At 64.8% G+C, this 17,268-nt stretch carries 8 protein-coding genes and 2 pseudogenes; 6 read left to right on the top strand and 4 right to left on the bottom strand.

What is annotated here, in order from left to right; genetic code table 11:
- Nucleotides 1-144 precede the first annotated feature (144 nt).
- From MVF96_RS01010 to MVF96_RS00995, 4 genes and pseudogenes are all read left to right on the top strand, one after another.
- Nucleotides 145-2,918: pseudogene (locus MVF96_RS01010) on the top strand (DUF1156 domain-containing protein).
- A gap of 1 nt (nucleotide 2,919) precedes the next feature.
- Nucleotides 2,920-6,267, top strand: coding sequence for a DUF499 domain-containing protein (locus MVF96_RS01005; protein WP_044505526.1), 3,348 nt, complete (start codon nucleotides 2,920-2,922; stop codon nucleotides 6,265-6,267).
- 22 nt (nucleotides 6,268-6,289) lie between these two features.
- A complete protein-coding gene (locus tag MVF96_RS01000) occupies nucleotides 6,290-9,454 on the top strand; it encodes an ATP-binding protein (protein WP_247450851.1) in 3,165 nt (1,054 codons plus the stop codon).
- Nucleotides 9,455-9,603: 149 nt separating this feature from the next.
- Nucleotides 9,604-9,936, top strand: a complete 333-nt coding sequence (locus tag MVF96_RS00995; protein WP_247452185.1) for a hypothetical protein — start codon at nucleotides 9,604-9,606, stop codon at nucleotides 9,934-9,936.
- A gap of 48 nt (nucleotides 9,937-9,984) precedes the next feature.
- Here the strand turns inward: MVF96_RS00995 and MVF96_RS00990 are convergent.
- The 4 genes and pseudogenes from MVF96_RS00990 to MVF96_RS00975 form a co-directional block, all read right to left on the bottom strand.
- Nucleotides 9,985-10,302 (bottom strand): annotated as a pseudogene (locus MVF96_RS00990) (AAA family ATPase); the annotation flags it as partial.
- A gap of 94 nt (nucleotides 10,303-10,396) precedes the next feature.
- Nucleotides 10,397-12,589 (bottom strand): DUF2254 family protein, encoded by a 2,193-nt coding sequence (locus tag MVF96_RS00985; RefSeq protein WP_247450850.1) that lies wholly within the window; start codon nucleotides 12,587-12,589, stop codon nucleotides 10,397-10,399.
- A gap of 54 nt (nucleotides 12,590-12,643) precedes the next feature.
- Nucleotides 12,644-14,059 (bottom strand): phytoene desaturase family protein, encoded by a 1,416-nt coding sequence (locus MVF96_RS00980; protein WP_247450849.1) that lies wholly within the window; start codon nucleotides 14,057-14,059, stop codon nucleotides 12,644-12,646.
- A gap of 94 nt (nucleotides 14,060-14,153) precedes the next feature.
- Nucleotides 14,154-15,146 (bottom strand): nucleotidyl cyclase domain-containing protein, encoded by a 993-nt coding sequence (locus MVF96_RS00975; protein ID WP_247450847.1) that lies wholly within the window; start codon nucleotides 15,144-15,146, stop codon nucleotides 14,154-14,156.
- Between the two features lie 156 nt (nucleotides 15,147-15,302).
- Between MVF96_RS00975 and MVF96_RS00970 the strand changes: the two genes are divergently transcribed.
- Both MVF96_RS00970 and MVF96_RS00965 read left to right on the top strand, forming a co-directional pair.
- Nucleotides 15,303-15,941: a response regulator gene (locus tag MVF96_RS00970; protein WP_247450845.1), complete on the top strand. Its 639-nt coding sequence runs from the start codon at nucleotides 15,303-15,305 to the stop codon at nucleotides 15,939-15,941.
- The gene (locus MVF96_RS00965; RefSeq protein WP_247450843.1) at nucleotides 15,925-17,256 is read left to right on the top strand and encodes a sensor histidine kinase; all 1,332 of its coding nucleotides are present in this window, start codon (nucleotides 15,925-15,927) and stop codon (nucleotides 17,254-17,256) included. The genes MVF96_RS00970 and MVF96_RS00965 overlap by 17 nt, the downstream gene beginning before the upstream one ends.
- Nucleotides 17,257-17,268: the final 12 nt, after the last annotated feature.

The raw sequence follows: 17,268 nt of genomic DNA, 5'->3' as shown, positions 1-17,268 counted from the left end.
CGAGGGCTGTCGGTGGCAAGCAAACGTGGTGCGACGTGGACGTTGCCTGAGTTTTCGTCGGGCTTGGCCGATAGGTTTAGATGTGCGGGCTTCACGGCGTAGGTCGCCGTTCAGCTTTGCCAAAGGGTGAGTAGAGGGGTCGATTTGGTTCAGAAGCGCAAGCTGATCGAGGTGGCACTGCCACTGGAAGCGATCAACCGAGAATCCGCGCGTGAGAAGTCGATCAAGCACGGACACCCGTCCACTTTGCACATGTGGTGGGCGCGCCGACCTCACACTGCGGCTAGGGCTGTTATCTTTGCGCAGCTTGTTGATGACCCGTCGGCGCGCCCTGACGAGTTTCCAACGGAGGAGTCGCAGCGGCTCGAGCGTGAACGCCTACACCGCTTGATCGAAAGACTCGCGAGCTGGGACAACAGTAGCGACCGCCGTCTCTTCGCGGAGGCCCTCGACGAGATCCGAAGGTCGTCAGGTGGCGAGCTACCCTCGATTCTTGATCCTTTCGCGGGTGGCGGAACTATTCCCCTCGAAGCGCAGCGGCTGGGCTTGGACGCCACGGGTTCAGACCTGAATCCTGTAGCTGTCCTGATTAATAGGGCCCTTCTCGAGCTGCCCGCTGCAGCGCGGGGATGCCCCCTTTGTTCCCCGGTGCCATCGACGCCGAGATTCGGTCCTGGCGCGGGCTAGAGGGGCTCGCCGCGGACATTCGAGCATACGGCGAATGGATGAGGGAACGTGCATTCGAGCGTCTTGCGCACATGTACCCGGCTGCAACGACAACCGATGGGCGACGACTGAAAGTCGTGGCCTGGATGTGGGCGCGCACGGTGACCTGCCCCAACCCCGCATGTGCGATCGAAATGCCGCTGACACGGTCGTGGTGGCTTCGAAACAAGAAGGGCAATGAGAGGTATGTGGTGCCGCAGATCGTTGCGGCTCCTGACCACCCATCTGGGCAGCGGGTGGAGTACACAATAGGGGAGGGCGCGACGGGGGCGCCGACTGCGCAGACCGATGGCACAGTCGGGCGCCGCGGCGCGGTGTGCATCGCGTGTAAGTCCCCGGTTGACCTAAAGTATGTCCGCGCCGAGGGGCAAGCTGGACGGTTGTCGCAACAGTTGATGGCCATCGTCGCCGAGGGAAACCGGCAGCGCGAGTACCTCGCCCCGGACTCCGCCCACATCGAAGCCTCGGACGTTCCGGAGCCCGATGATGTTCCGTCACAGGCCATGCCTGACCACAGCGTGAGCCCTTCGACCCACCAGACAATTAAGATTTACGGCTTTGACACGTGGTCGGACCTGTTCACCAATCGGCAACTGTGGGCACTTTCGACTTTCAGCGATCTCGTGAAGTCCGTGCACGAGCAGGTCGTCTGCGACGGTGGTACGCGTGAGTACGCGGATGCTGTTGCCACCTACCTTGCGATGGCGATTTCGAAGCTCGCGGACCGAGGGTCAACAATCGTCACTTGGTTCTTGGGCCGAGAAAGCACACGCAACACTTTCGCCCGCCAGGCCCTGCCGATGACCTGGGACTTCGTCGAGCCGAATCAGTTCGCCGACGGCACCGGGAGTTGGCGGGGCGCCGTTTCCTGGACCGCAGAAGCCCTGTCCGGCCTTCCATCCAACGGAGTCGCGGGGCATGCCGAGACGGCCGATGCCGCGACGCGGACATACGAGGGCTTCGTCGTTAGTACGGACCCTCCGTACTACGACAACATCGGATACTCCGACCTCTCGGATTTCTTCTATGTTTGGCTGCGCAGGTCGCTTCGGGATATCCATCCAGCGCTTATGTCAACGATGCTCGTGCCAAAGGCCGAGGAACTCGTCGCGAATCCGTACCGCCACGATGGGCGGGACGGCGCCAGAACCTTCTTCGAGGACGGCTTCCGGGAAGTATTCGCGCGGGTGCGAGAGTCCGCGTCTGACCGTTATCCAATCACCGTCTGGTACGCCTTCAAGCAGAGCGATAGCGATGAGTCAGGAGCGGCATCAACGGGCTGGGAGACCCTCCTCGAAGGCATGATTCGGAGCGGTTGGGAGATTACCTCGACTTGGCCAAGTCGTTCGGAACTCAGCAACAGGATGATCGCGAGTGGCAAGAACGCTCTCGCTTCCTCGATAGTTCTGTCCCTCCGTCCAAGGAGCGACGAGGCGCTTACCACCGATCGCAGAGGGTTTGTTGCTGCGCTAGTTGCGGAGCTTCCAGACGCCCTCCGCAAGCTACAGCAAGGTCAGATCGCGCCGGTGGACCTCCCGCAGGCCGCCATTGGCCCAGGTATGGCCGTGTTCAGCCGGTACGCCGCGGTTCTTGAGCCAGACGGATCGAAAATGTCTGTCCGGTCGGCCCTGGCTAGGATCAATGAGATCCTCGACCGAGTGCTTAATGAGCAGGAGGGCGACTTCGACTCGCCGACTCGCTTCGCAATCGCTTGGTACCGGCAGCACGGGTATGACGTCGGTGCGTTCGGTGACGCGAACAACCTCGCCAACGCTCGCAACACCACCGTCGACGTCATGGACCGCGCCGGGATCCTCTCCAGCCGGGCTGGCAAGGTGCAGCTCATCAAGGCTTCCGATCTGAGTTGGGACTATGACCCTGTTGCCGATCTCCACACGAGCAACTGGGAAGCACTTCACCACCTCATCAAGGTGTTGGAGCGGGATGGCATCGCACCCGCTGGTGACTTTCTTCAGGTCGCGCTGAGCCGGCCCGATGGGGCAGTCGATGCCGACCTGGTGAAGGAGCTCGCGCACCTGCTCTTCCGAGTTGCTGAAGCTAATGGGTGGACGAAGGATGCTCTCTCCTTCAACAGCCTTGTGACGAGTTGGCCTGAGATTCTCGAAGTTGCCCGCTCCGCGAGGAAACCGACCCAGGCGCAAGGCGCGTTCGACTTCGATGAGGACAACTGACATGGCACTGAGTAACCGCGACCGCGTCGGCAGAATGTTCGAGGCCATCGCCCCGGCACTGGATGACTACATCTCCTCGGTGATCGGCGCAGTAGATCCCAGTGCAGGCGCGAACTGGGTCCAACTCGTCGCGGCCAAAGACAAACACACTGGGAAGGTCTATGACCCTCTCGATCCACAGGTGCAGCTGCGGATGCTCACGGAGTCGGCGATCACAACCAACGTCAAGCCTCGCTGGTATCCGTTCTCCGACACACTCGGTCGAGTGGGCGAAGCGTTCGCGACGGAGCTCAAGAACGCCCGAAACACCTGGGCCCACAACGGTTCTTTCACCGATGACGATGCCTACCGCGTCCTTGACACCGCGGAGCGGTTGATGCGTCTGCTTGCCAAGCCGGGTGAGGGTGACCTGATCAAGGGCATTCGTCTCAATCTCCGCCGCGTGACCGCCGACCGCGACGACAAGCGAGTCTTGAAGGCGGCGGTCGACAATCCCGAGGCCGTCGGGGGGCTGAAGCCTTGGCGAGAGGTTCTTCAGCCTCATGATGATGTGGCGACGGGCAACTTCCATGCCTCTGAGTTCGCGGCTGATCTGTATAAGGTTGCGACGGGAGGCGAGGTCGACTCGGACTATTCCGATCCTGTCGAGTTCTTCCGCCGCACGTATCTAACCGAGGGCCTCAGCGACTTGATCGGTCGGGCGGTGCGGCGTCTTGCCGGAGATGACAACGTCTCTCCAGTCATCAACCTTCAGACTAACTTCGGTGGCGGCAAGACGCACTCGATGCTCTCTCTGTGGCATATTGCCGCCGGGCTACCGGTGGGCGAGTTCCCGCAGGCAACCCAGGAGTTACTGATCGCAAGCGGCTACCAGGGAGACAAGGTCAATCGCGTCGCCATTGTCGGTAACCACTTCAGCCCGTCCGGGGTGGTCAAGGACGACGGTACTCAGGTCAACACGATTTGGGGTGAGCTTGCGTGGCAGCTCGGCGGCGCCGAGGCGTTCGCCCTCGTCGCTCGCTCCGACGCTGACCGCACACACCCCGGCGAGAAGCTCCACGAGTTGCTGAGCACTTACGCTCCCGCTGTCATTCTGATCGACGAGTGGGTGGCCTACGCCCGATCACTCGTCGGCCGCGATGATCTCGCCGGCGGCACGTTCGACGACCAGTTCACCTTTGCTCAGTCGCTGACCGAGGCAGCCAAGGGCACTTCGGGTGTCCTGCTGGCGATTTCGATCCCTGCCTCCGAAAATGGCGACAGCGGGGACAAGACCGTTGCTGGAAACGCCGAGGAGGTCGGTGGTGCCCATGGCTTGGAGGCGTTGAAACGACTCCAGAACGTGGTACGTCGCGTGGCTGACCAGTGGCGGCCGGCGTCGTCGGATGAGGCGTACCACATCGTCAAGCAGCGGCTGTTTAAAGACGCTGACGCCGCCGCGCTCGCTTCCATCGGTGCGACTGCGCGAACCTACGTCGAGATGTACCGCAAGTACACCGACGACTTCCCGCGCGAAGCACGCGACACCGCGTATGAAGACCGCATCAAGCGGACCTATCCGATCCACCCGGAGATGTTCGACACTCTCTACGAGGAGTGGTCGTCCCTTGAACGCTTCCAGCGCACGCGTGGTGTGCTGCGCCTGATGAGCACTGTCATTCACGCCCTCTGGACGGGTGAGGATGCATCGCCACTGATCATGCCCGGATCGATTCCGCTCGCCACGGCGAATGTGAATGCCGAACTGACACAGTATCTTCAGGACTCCTGGAAGACGATCATCGACGCCGATGTCGACGGGCCTAACTCTGAGCCAGGACGCATCGACAAAGAGAAGCCGCTGTTCGGGCAGCGTGCCCTCACCAAGCGGCTCGCGCGCACCGTGTTCTTCGGTGCGGCGCCGACCATCGCGCCGGGTTCGACCCACAAGGGCATCGGTACTCAGCGCGTGTTCCTTGGCACCGCGGTACCTGGGGATGTGCCTGGCAACTTCCATGCCGCGCTGACGCAGCTCGGTGATCGAGCGACGTACTTTTACTCGGGGTCGGGAAAGTACTGGTATGACTTGCAGCCCAACATCACCCGTACCGCAAAGGATCAGGCGGAGCGTCTGCACAAGGAGGACGTCTGGGCGGAGATCGTCCGCCGCCTCCAGAGTCAGGGCCGCACCCGCGGCGAGTTTGCTGGCGTCCACGTCTGCCCCGAAAGCAACGCCGATATCCCCGACACCGACGAGGCGCGGCTGGTAATCCTTCACCCAAAGGTTGCCCACAAGGGCAAAACGGAATCTGACGCAAAGGCGTTCGCGCAGAAGGCCACTGAGCAGCGGGGCAGCGCCAACCGGACCAATCGCAACATGGTCGTCTACCTGGCCGCGGATGAGGCTCGTCTCGAAGAACTCGACTCCGCGACCAGGGACTTCCTCGGCTGGAAGCATGTCTTGGACAACGAGGCCGACCTCGACCTGACACAGAACCAGAGGAACCAAGCGGCGCAACGTCGCGATCAGGCCGACCAGACAGTGACCGCGCGCCTGCTACAGACGTTCACCTGGGCGCTGGTGCCGACGCAGCCGGAACCCAGCTCGCCGTTCCTGATCCGTGAGACCAGAGTCGAGGGCCAGTCGGAGTCACTGGCCGAGCGCGTTTCGCGTCGACTTGGCAACGACGGCGATCTCTCAACCCGACAGGCAGCTGCGACGATCCGGTTGGCGATCAACAAGGTTCCGCAGATCTGGAAGGACGGGCACATCTCGCTGGGTGCCCTGTGGGGGCTCTACGCGCAGTATCCGTACATGCCTCGGCTCCGGGATCGGAAGGTACTCGACGAAGGCATTGTCGACCTGCCGATGATTTGGTCGACCGATGGGTTCGCACTCGCTACCGATTACGACCAGGCGGCTGGCCGCTACATCGGTCTGTGGACGCCCGAGGACAAGGGCGCTGCGCCTGTTGCCACCGACACATTGCTACTCGTTCGACCCGACGTTGCTGAGAAGCAGCGCTCGGCAGAACCTGGCCCCGGTCCGAAGCCGGGACCTGGCCCTGTGCCGCCGGGCCCGGGACCCGGACCGACCCCGCCGCCCGGCCCCAGCCCTAGGGTGGACATCGTTTGGCCGACACGCTTTTACGGGGTGAAGACACTCAACTCCGACAAGATTGCGCTCGAGTTCAAGAACGTAGCCGAGGAGGTGCTTGCACATCTCCGTTCGGGGGCGAACACCAACGTGACAGTACGGATTGAGATAGAGGCGACTGACTCCGACGGCTTCAACGAGAACCGGGTTCGAACCGTCTCTGAGAATGCCAGGACGCTCAAGTTCGACCAGTCGGGTTTCGAGGAAAGCTAGTTCAGAGGATAGGGAGCAGTCTGTGACCGACAGTGAGGGCGATCAGGAGGATATGCAGGTAAGCAACGAACTGCTCGCCATCCCCGTTGACGACCCGATCCGCCAGCAAGCAAGCAATGTGGTCGAACCGCCCGTCGATCCCCAGCTTGAGTTGCTTCCTACAAACTTGATGGATTGGGAGGACTTCGAGCGACTCCTGTTAGATCTCGGACGGCACGAACTGGGGCTGCGTTCACTGAGTTACTTCGGGAAGCGAGGGCAAGCTCAGAAGGGGCTCGACGTTGTCGGCACAAATGCCCACGGAAAGTGCGAGGGCATCCAGTCGAAGCGCTACCAGAAGTTCACAGTCGCGCATTTGGACTCCGCGGTGGAAAAATACACGCGATCCGATGTGCCTTTCACACTCGTCCGACTCGTCGTTGGTGTCAGCGCCAAGGTAGATGATCGCGCCGTGGTGGAGCGCAAAGCGGTTCTTAACGAGCAACATCATCCTGTAGACATCGATGTTTGGGATCAGTCACGGATATCGGAGATGCTGCGGGATAAACCCGAGATCGTGATCAAGTACTTTGGGCTTCGCGCTGCTGAGCGCTTCTGTATTCCACACGTGCTCGTCCCCGTCGAGATTCCGGGGGCTGATGCTGTAGCAACGGCAGACGCCGTTCTGCTCGGGCCGCTAGTAAGTACCGATGCCCAAAGACTTGTCGATAGAGCAAACGATATCGCCAACGATGATCCTGGTGCGGCACTTGAGCTCTACCAGGAGGTGCAGAAGCGACTAGCAGCGGCGGGGTTTCCCGGCCACGCAGCAGAATTTGATGACACAGTGGTGGCGCTGTCTATTCGAACAGACCAGGCCGAGACTGCAATACGGCCGCTGATGGACGCACTGTGGGTGGCGGAGGGTAAAGGTGACTCGCTTGGCGTTGACCGAGTTGGTCGCAGGTTACGCGATCTCGCCGACCTCCCTGAGTTCGGACCTACGCGCAACAAAGTGCCTCGAACGCCAAGACTTGGTGCTGCGTTCGAGATTGCAGACTTCGTTTCGGATCAGATGCATACGCCGATCCCGACGCGTATCGAGATTCCGGCAGAAGCAATTGCGCTCTCCGAACTCGGAGACCGGGCCCGTGCGATTGCCTTCGCTGCTGAACGCGCGCTAGGCAACGACGATCTGACTTGGCTCGTTGAGCACCAGCAGCAGATCGAGTCGACCGCAGCCGAGATAGACGTCAGCAACATCGAGTTGGCAGTCCGGCTACGTTTAGCGATAGCCGACGCGACCGGAGAGTGGACCGACTTAGTGCATACTGCGAGGACGCGGATGCGTCGCGACCTCAAAGCTCTAACGCTTGCACGATTTGCCCGTCACCGGCTGCTTCAGGCGGCTCCGGCAGAGGCAGACAGCGAGTGGCGCGACGCCATCGGTGAGGCGTGCTTAGCGCAGCGACACGCGGACGCAGCGGACTGGCTCTATAGTCAGCGCTTCGTCGCGAATCGCTACCGTGGATTCGTCGAAGACACGTGGCACCCTCTTGCGCAAGCGCTATCCGACTTGCCCTCGCGGCCAAGAATCGTCACAACTGCGACTAACGCGCGGGAGCGCGCATTCGCAGCGATGCATTACGACGAGCCGAGAGTTGCTGTGATCAATCTCCGGAGGCTGCTCCTCGACGGGATTAGATCGGCGTCTTTCCACGACGAACGTGAAGCTCGTCGGCTGCTCGGCGAGACCTACCGCAGCACGGATAATCTGGAGTTGGCGGCTTACTACACAATCGGGGCAGGTGATCCGAAAGCGGCGCGCGCAGTCGCCGCAGCATTTGGTGACGTTTACCACGATGTCACCGAATGGATGAGGAGTCCGCTGTCATGGGTGGCAGCGTCCGCCCTGCAGTTCGCCACCGAACAGGCTGACCTCATACCCGACGAAGATGTCGATACCGTTGCTGAGCTAGCACTAAGCGCGATCAACGAATCCGCGGCAGGTACGCGCCTCGACTCTCCAATGTTGAGTCCGCAGATCTATCTGTCGGCCTATGGTCTGCTCGCCGAGCTAGCAGAGCGTCTCGCAGCACGTCACGCCCAAACGCTGCTCAAAATGCTTGCTGACGCGGTTGTCGTGAAGGAACATCACTACCGGCGCACGGATGAAAGCCATGTCGAGATCGCGGCAGGCGTAGCCCGGGCCCACAACGGTGAACTTCGGGATACTGCTCTCGAACAGCTGGTCGGACTGTATGCACGCGAGGCGCACCCATTTAGAGCTTCTGCTCGCAATGTCCTAGTAGACAACCTGGACCAAGTTCGCGATCGCCTGCAAGAGATGGCTAACAACGGCCGCCGTGACGCTGGTGCACTGCTCGGATATAGCGATCCCGAACACGTATCGGCGGAAGCGGCCAAGGCCGCAGCGGAGCAATTATGCACACAAACGACGAACGGACCCAATAGGTTTGGGACGGGGACACGAGCTGTGGACGACTCGCTCGTCGCAGCCGTACTACCAGTGGAGCAGCGTGTTGTCTGCATAAAGGTGCTTTTGGCGAACGCGTCTTCGCCCTGGGAGCCGTCATCGAACCGGGACAGCTACTTCATCGCAGCAAGCAATTTAGTCGACGGCCTCGATCAGGAGCATCGCGCTCAATTCTTCAGCACCACAATGAATTTTGTCTCCAGCCCACCTACTTCTCAGGCAGATGCGTTCAACGCGTCCATGAGCAATCCGCTTGGCGCGATGCGCGTCAACGACCGAAGTGACAGCCGTCCGGCAGCAGCGTTTCTTGCAGGTAGGCTTGCTGAATCTGCTGGCGAGAAGCGACTTGTGCGCGATGCAGCGCTGCGCCTCATCGGCGTCGGCTCGGATGATGACTATCGAATCGCCACCGCCCTCCAACTCGTTCAATCTGAGCTCGGCGACAGCATCGGCCTGTTGGCGCAAGGCAGCTGGACACTCCGAAGTCTGGCGGCCATCTTGTGGGCCGAATCGGCTGACATGCCGGACGACTTGGGGCGTGTACTGAGCCAAGATCGTGATGTTCGTGTCCGACGTGCGCTGGCACGTGCGTTGGCTGCGGCAGAACATCGGCAGGCCTCAAGCGCCCGAGGCATTCTTCTACGCGACCCGCGGTGGTCCGTCCGCTCACTCGTGGATGCAACCGTACAGACAAGCGACAGTGAAGATTGACAGTGCATGCCGACACTCGGTGAAGTTGTCGAAGTACCCCCCACGATTCTTGTCAATCTTCGCTGCATCTCGACAGCGAGCGTCGCCGGGCGGCCCCACACCGCGAGCTTCTGCGTCAGCTCGCGGGCACGACCGTCGAGGAGGGCGACGTGTTCGGCGATCGCGTCCTCGAGTCCACTCGGTACCCCCGACGCGGTGCGTGCGTCGACCGCCGCGTGACCGTCGACGATCCGCAGACCGCCCGACTGCTGCAGCGCGCGCAGCACCGAGATCACGTGCATCGGGTTCCCACCCGATGCACCGAGCAGCCCGAAGAGTTCGGCGTCCGGTGCGGCACCGACGGTCTCGATCGAGATCCGGTGGACCTCGTCGGCGCCCAGCGGGGGCAGGGACCAGTCGACGACCTCCGCTCGCGCCACCAACCGGTTCAGCAGATCCCGTTCTGGGAGCGGCCGCCGGCCGAGGAGCATCACCAGCGGTAGCACCCGCGTGGCAGGTACGAGGCGGGACAACAGTTCCAGGGTCGCCGCATCGGCGTGGTGGGCATCGTCGATGACGAGCACGAGCGGCCCGTCGGCACACAGCGTGTCCACGCGCGCGTAGAGATCGTCGTCGAAGCCATCGGGAACCGGGGTCGGCAGATCCACTCCGAGCAGCTGCCCGGCGAGTCCGAACGGTTGGCGCCATGACAGTTCGTCTGCCCGCACCGTGCGAACGGAACCATCAGTGTCAGAGGCCAGTTCCCGGAGCGTATGGGTCTTTCCGGCGCCCGGGCCGGCGGTGATCACGCCGACCCCACGGCGGGCGGAACCCGAATCGCGTTCGGCAGCGGCGACGAAGTCGCGCATCTCGTCGACCACCGCCCGACGGTCGGCGGACTGGGACGCGAGCACGGACTCAGGGTATCGGTTGTGTCCGATTCGCGTGATCTATCTGCTCACCTCACCGGCCGAACTCGGACCCGTATCCCTGCCGGTCCGCAGCCGCGGCCAGTCGCCGGTCGAGGTCGTCGGACCAGTCGCGGGCGACCTGCGCGTCGAGCACGGCCAGTCGCTCGGCCACCGGCGCGCGCTGCGCGGGCCCGCACCCGGTGAGAAGGGACTCGAACAGCGCGCGCAGGCGGCGTTGCACCTGTACCTGGCCGGTGCTGTGCCGTCGGATCTCGTCGGTCCCGATCGCGACGTAGTCCGCCCAGCTGCGCCGGATGCCGCGGACCGAGGGGTCGCTCGAGAAATGTTCGCTGCGAAGCCGCGGAGCCAGCAGCAGCAACAGGTCCTCGGTGTGGTCGAGCGCCTGGACCACGACGCTCGGATCGTTGCTCCCAGCCGACATCGCCTTGAGCGCGATGTCCGAGATCGCCTGCAGCGCCGCGGCGGGACTCACCGAGGGTTGATGGGTGTCCCCGAACAGCAGACAGGCCAGCACGCGGCGCTTCTCCACCTGGATCGGATCACCGATGATCTCGACCACCGGGAGATCGTGTGGCACATGGTCGCCGACGGCGACGAGCACGTCGATCCGGACGTTCCACGACGCTGCGTATCGACGAAGACGATCACCGTTGACGGCCAGCAACACCCGGCCCCGCGCCGACACCTCCCCCAGCCTGATCTGCATGCGTGGCGCATCCGTCGCAGCGCCCCGATCGATGGTCTGCTCGTCAGGTCCGGCGGTGACCGACGGAACGGCGTCACCGTCGAAACCGGTTGCCACCGAATGCTCGTCGTGCTTCACCGGTGGCATCGGCAGCTGCCGCACGATCGCGGACCGGCCGTCGTCGGCGATCCACTGCAGTAGGCGCGCGGTGTTCAGGATCGTGCCGACCTTCCCGACGAGCGCGATGAACAGGTACGCGCTGACGGTGGTGAGCATGAACGCGATCGCCGTGGACAGGCCGGGGGTCGGCTCGTCCGGACCCCCGACCGACAGGTCGATCGCGATGATCACGCTGTAGACGAAGGTCGCGAGGAAGAAGCCGGTGGACCATCGCATGACGGGTTCCTGCTGCAACATCGGGATTACCCGCACCGAGATCGACGACGCCCCGAACTGCATCGCGAGCGTGACGGCGGTGAACACGAGACCGGTCAGGGTCGCCATCGAACCAGCGATGACGCTGAGCAGCGTCGCCAGCGTTCCGGGATCGACTTCCAATTCGAGGAGTTCATCGAATCCGACGGTGGTCCACGCGGCGACGATCGCGAACGTCACCAGCACGACCGGCAGCCGCCAGATCGGGACCGAGCGCAGGGCCCGGCGCGTGCGCCGCCATCGGATAGCGGTCGCCAGCGCGCTCGGTACCTTCTCGGTCACCACGCCGACCGCCGTCGGGACGGACGCCGGCGGGGGAACCGGAACGGGAGCCGGCGCGTCGGGCACCCCGAAACGCCCCGCCACTGCCTCCTGCACGACGATCTTCCATCGCATCAACGGTTCTCGATATCGCTGCTCACGCCCGATCGCGCGAGCCAGTTTGCGGGGGCGGTTCTTGTATCGCCACCGGGCCCATGGTGATCGCGGCCGCGCGAGTCGCGCGGCACCGAACCACAGCAGGACCGGGACGAACATGCCCACCAGTCCGGTCCAGACCTTGCCCTTGATCAGGGTGACGATCGCCAGGAGCACGTTGAGCACGACGACACCCGCCGCGACCAGCCGTGCCACCAGGCCGTTCTCGTTCCGGATGTCCCCGACGACCTCGAACGCCCCGAACGGCTGCAACCCGAGGAGGAAGAGCAGACCGATGGCGATCGCGACGAACACCGCGTCGATCGACGTCCGCCCCTCCTCCGCCCAGTAGACGTCGCGCAGGTGGAGGATGAGCGCGAACTCGTCGAGCACGAGCGCCGCTCCGATGCCGAACAGGGCCGCCAGGACACAGTCGATCACCGGTGTCCGGAGCGGGTCGACCGCGACGAATCCGAAGCCCGCCACCAACATCGCCATCATGCCGAAGAAGGCGTGGTGCACATGCACCCCGCCCGGCGTCACGTTGCCCGGCCACCAACTGACCTCAGCGCGGATCATCCGCACACTGAAGCGGATGAACAGGAAGGTCAGGACGAAGGCGAGTAACAGGAAGAACAACGGCAGACGACCGGTCTCGACGATCCGCTCATCGAACCACCCGGTCATCCCCCGACCCTAGCGGCAGCGCCGGGGGTTCTCGCGGGCAATCGCGACTCTGATCTACGGGCCGAGCCGGCGCAGTGCACTCAGAGCCGCGTTGTGGCCACACATTCCGTGCACGCCGGCGCCCGGTGGCGTGGACGCCGAGCAGATGTAGACACCCGGGATTCCGGTTGCGTACGGGTCGGCAGCGATCCGGGGGCGCATCACGACCTGGAGGGGATCGTTTGCGCCGCCGATGATGTCGCCGCCGACGAGGTTGGCATTGCTCGCGGCGAGATCTGCGGGCGTGCGCACGACGGACCCGACGATCCGATCGCGCGTCCCCGGCGCGAAGCGTTCCAGCTGCGCGAGCACAGCGTTCGTGGCGTCGCCGCTGTAGCCATGCGGCACATGTGCATAGACGTACACCGGATGGACGTCACCGACCGACCGCGCCGAATCGGCCAGATATTGCTGGGCGACGAGGACGAAGGGCCGCTCCGGCATCCGGCCACGATGGATCTCGGCCTCGGACGCGACGACCTCGGCGGCGGAGCCGCACACGTGCACGGTGCCCGCCCGACCGGAGAACTCGTCCCGCCACGGAATTCCGCCGTCGACGGCGAGGTCGATTTTGACCGCGGCGGGCGCCCGCCGAAACCGTCGATACGCCTTACGGACTCGGCTCGGGAGTGCGTCCCCCGCAAGGTCGGCGACCGCGCCGGGCTCCAGGTCGAGCAGGATCACATCCGCCGGTGGGAGGTCGGAGAGGGAGCTGACCCGATGGCCGGTTTCGATGCGGCCGCCCAGCGTTGTCAGCACCGCGGCGAGGGCCGCCGGCATTCGGGCCGTCCCGCCCTTGATGATCGGCCAGCCATACCGATGCGAGATGGCGGCGAACATCAGCGCGAACGCAGAAGTGGTCGGCCGGGTGAGCGGGTACCACCCATGGGCGGCGTTCCCGGCGAACAAGGCCGCCGCCTCGTCCGTGTGCCACACCCGTCCCAGGACGGTTGCGGGCAGGAGAGCGGCGGGCCCGAACCGGGCAAGCGGGCCGAGATGATGCGGCACGTGCAGGAGCGGGCCCAGCACTTCCTGCGCCAGGTCGTCGAAGTTCTCCGCCAACGGACCGAACAGGCTCCGCCATCGTGGGCCGTCGACCCCGAGAAGCCGACTGGTCTCGTCCAGCGAGTTCATCATGGCGCCGGCCCGGCCGTCGGGCAACGGATGTGCGAGGTCGATCTCCGGCCAACCCCATTCCAGGCCGTGGTCGGCGAGTCCGAGACTCTGGAAGAACGGCGATGCCAGCCCGATCGGATGCACGGCAGCACCGTCGTCGTGCAGCAGACCGGGCAGGATTCGCTCGGACGAGCGGGCACCACCACCGATCGTCTCGGCCGCCTCCAGCACGGTCACCTCGATGCCCCGCTGCGCGAGGGTGATGGCGGCGGCGAGCCCGTTGGGCCCCGCCCCCACCACGATGGCCGAGGTCATGAGCGGCATCGTATTCGATGTGCACCGGCACGACCGCGATCGCAGAACTCGATGCCGGGCTCGACATGGTGGTTGCCCGGATGAGCCGCCCGCCTCACTGCATGTCGGGGTGATCGGAATGTCGGGCCGGCCCGGGCTCGCTGCGTCTGGCGGACGCCAGGCGGGACGACGCCTGCGCGCGTAGGGCGGCGACGTCCGCTGCCGGCGCGGGCGCGGTGGACGCCGCGAGTGAGGCATCGGGCAGGTGTCGACGCAGCTCCTCGATCAACGCCGCGGCCTGCCCGGGTGGACCATCGTCGTCGTGCACCACGCAGATCGCGAACTCCGAATCGGCCAGGCGTGCCAGGGCGGAATCGGCGGGAAGCAATTCGACGCAGGTCCGGGCCCGGCGAACCAGTCGCTGCTCCCGCTCGCGCGGGTCGTCGGTCGTCCCGGAGTCGTCGACTGACCACGAGATCACCGTGACCGCCGCGGCCGACCGCCGTCCGTCGAGGAGCCCCGCGGTCGCGAGTTCCCAGCCCGCGCGGTTGAACACGCCGGTCAGCGGGTCAGCACAGACCGCGGTGAGCAGCGTCCGCGTCAGCAACCCGAACGACTCGGCCGCCGCCGGGATGGCGACGGCGACGACGATGTAGGTGCTGAGGTACTTCGGTGCGGGCGCCACGGCAAGCGCGACGACGCACCCGGCCGTCAGCACACCGATGAACGCCCACGCCTGCCGACGCGGAAGAGTGGCACGGACGTACATCGCCAGGAACATCGCCGCGATCATGCAGAGGAACTCGGCACTGATCAGCTCGTGGAACGCCATCACCGCGGGGGTGGCGACACCGGCCGCGATCATGGCCGGTAGCGGGCGCTGCGGCCGCACCGACAGCCACCCCAGCGCCGCGAGGCCCAGCACGACGGCGACCAGTCCCCCGGTCGGGTCGGACAGGGTCGCCGAGTCGTCGGTCGGGAACAGCGTGAGAGCCACGCCCACCGCGTACAGCAGCGTCGTCACCGCCAGATAGGTCCGCAGCACATGCAGCGGCGATCGCGGGAGCGGGCCCCTCAGCGCTCCCAGGTGCAGGTCCGGTCGATACATCCCCCACTCCGATCCTCGGTATCGGTCCCCGATCCGAGGTTGCCAAATCGCGTCGAGTTGCGCGACCGGCGCGGGGTGGTCTCTCGGTATGACCCATTCGGGGACGGGAGCACTGTTCGGCTCGGTTCAGGTCCTCACCCCGCCTATCCTGATCCGATGAACACCCTCGTCACCAAGGTCGTCGTCGACGATCACCCGTTCTTCCGCGACGGTGTATCCCGTGGCCTGGCGGCCAGTGGACGGGTACGGGTCGTCGGCGAGGCCGCCGACGGTCTGGCCGGGCTCGAGCTGATCCGTCGGGAGAAACCCGACGTCGCGGTGGTCGACCACCAGATGCCGCACATGACCGGCGTCGAGGTCGCCCATGCGGTGTCACGCGACGGGTTGCCGACCCGGGTGCTGCTGCTGTCCGCGGTCACCGACGGCCCGATCGTCTTCCGGGCGCTGCAGGAGGGTGCGGCCGGTTATCTGTCGAAGGACGCCGATCGCGACGACATCGTCGGCGCGGTGACCCGGGTGGCCAAGGGAGAGACGGTGGTACCGCCGGAACTCGCCGCGGGACTGGCCGGCGAGATCCGCGCGCAGACCCAGCGTGATGCGCCGGCCCTGAGCGAGCGGGAGCGCCAGGTGCTCACGGGATTTGCACGCGGACAGTCGATTCCACAGGTCGCCGCCGAGCTCTACATCGGTGCGTCCACGGTCAAGACGCACACCCAGCGCCTCTACGAGAAGCTCGGCGTGTCCGACCGTGCGGCCGCGGTCGCCGAGGCGATGCGCCGTGGGCTCCTCGAATAGCGCGGACCCCTCGAAGCCAGGGGTCGACGACGGTGGCAGCGTCGAGATCGCGGGGGCGACACGCTATCTGGGTCTCGACGAGTTCGCCGACGAGCCGCGGATCCATGACATCCTGATCGGCCACGCGATCCGTGGCATCCGGATTCAGGTGGTCCTCCGACTATCTCTGTCGCTGTTCGTGTTGCTGACCGTCAGCCTCGACCCACCCGCGCACGCGGAGACGTTCAGCGTCGTGACGGCGATCCTGTACGCGGCCTGGTGCATCGGCGGGGCGGTCGTGGTCGTCCGCCATGAATCGGCGATGATCCGGTACTCGTGGATCGCGCTGCCGATCGACCTCCTCCTGCTCACCGCGCTCGCCGTCGCCGCCAGCCAGTCCAACGAATTGAGTTGGACCACCGACGTTCTCCTCAGCGGATTCGTCCTCGTGCCGATGATCGCGGCGATCGCGTTGCAGCCCAGGACCTGTGCGGTCGTGGTGATCGTCACGACCGCGGTGTACGCCGTCTCTTCCATGCTGGCCCGCACGTCGAACGGCGAGCCGTGGTCGGTGATCGTCCTGCGCATCCTCGTCGTCGCGGCGTTGGCCGTCGGCGCGATCCTGTTGTCCCGCCTACAGCGATCCCGGGTGAAGACCATCGGGGCGCTCGCCGCCGAACGCGCCCGGCTGCTAGACGCAACGATGGAGATCGAGGAACGCGAACGCCGAGATCTCGCCGACAACCTCCACGACGGGGCCCTGCAGTATGTGCTGGCGGCGCGTCAGGAACTCGCCACGCTACGCGACTCCGCCGATCCGGTGACCCTCGATCGCGTGGACGGTGCGTTGCGCGACGCGGCGCAGTTGCTGCGTTCGACGCTGAGTGAGCTGCACCCGGCCGTTCTCGAACAGGCCGGTCTGTCGGTGGCCCTCACCGACCTCGCCGCCTCGTTCGGTAGCCGCGCCGGTGCCCCGACGATCTCCGTCGACACCGCGGGCTGGCCGCCCGAACTACGCACGTCCGCCGACTCGCTGCTGTTCGCCACCGCGCGCGAATTGCTGACGAACGTGACCAAACACGCGTCCGCGACGACGGTCGACGTCACCGCCGAGTTCGATGACGGGCGAGCGCGCCTCGTCGTCGTGGACGACGGCATCGGGTTACCTGCCGACATCGACGTCGACGAGTTGATGCGTCGACGACAAGCCAAGGGCCACATCGGACTTGCCTCGCGACGCGTGCGCGTCGAGGGAAGCGGTGGCACGTTGTCGCTGTCGAACCATCCGGGCGGCGGAACCGTCGCGATCGTCGAGGTTCCCGCCCGCGAGGTGTGAGGCGCGCAGCGC

The organism is Gordonia hongkongensis, from assembly GCF_023078355.1.
In the GTDB taxonomy this organism is placed as follows: domain Bacteria; phylum Actinomycetota; class Actinomycetes; order Mycobacteriales; family Mycobacteriaceae; genus Gordonia; species Gordonia hongkongensis.
The sequence above is the reverse complement of the archived record's forward strand: the minus strand, read 5'-3'. Positions and strand labels throughout refer to the sequence as shown.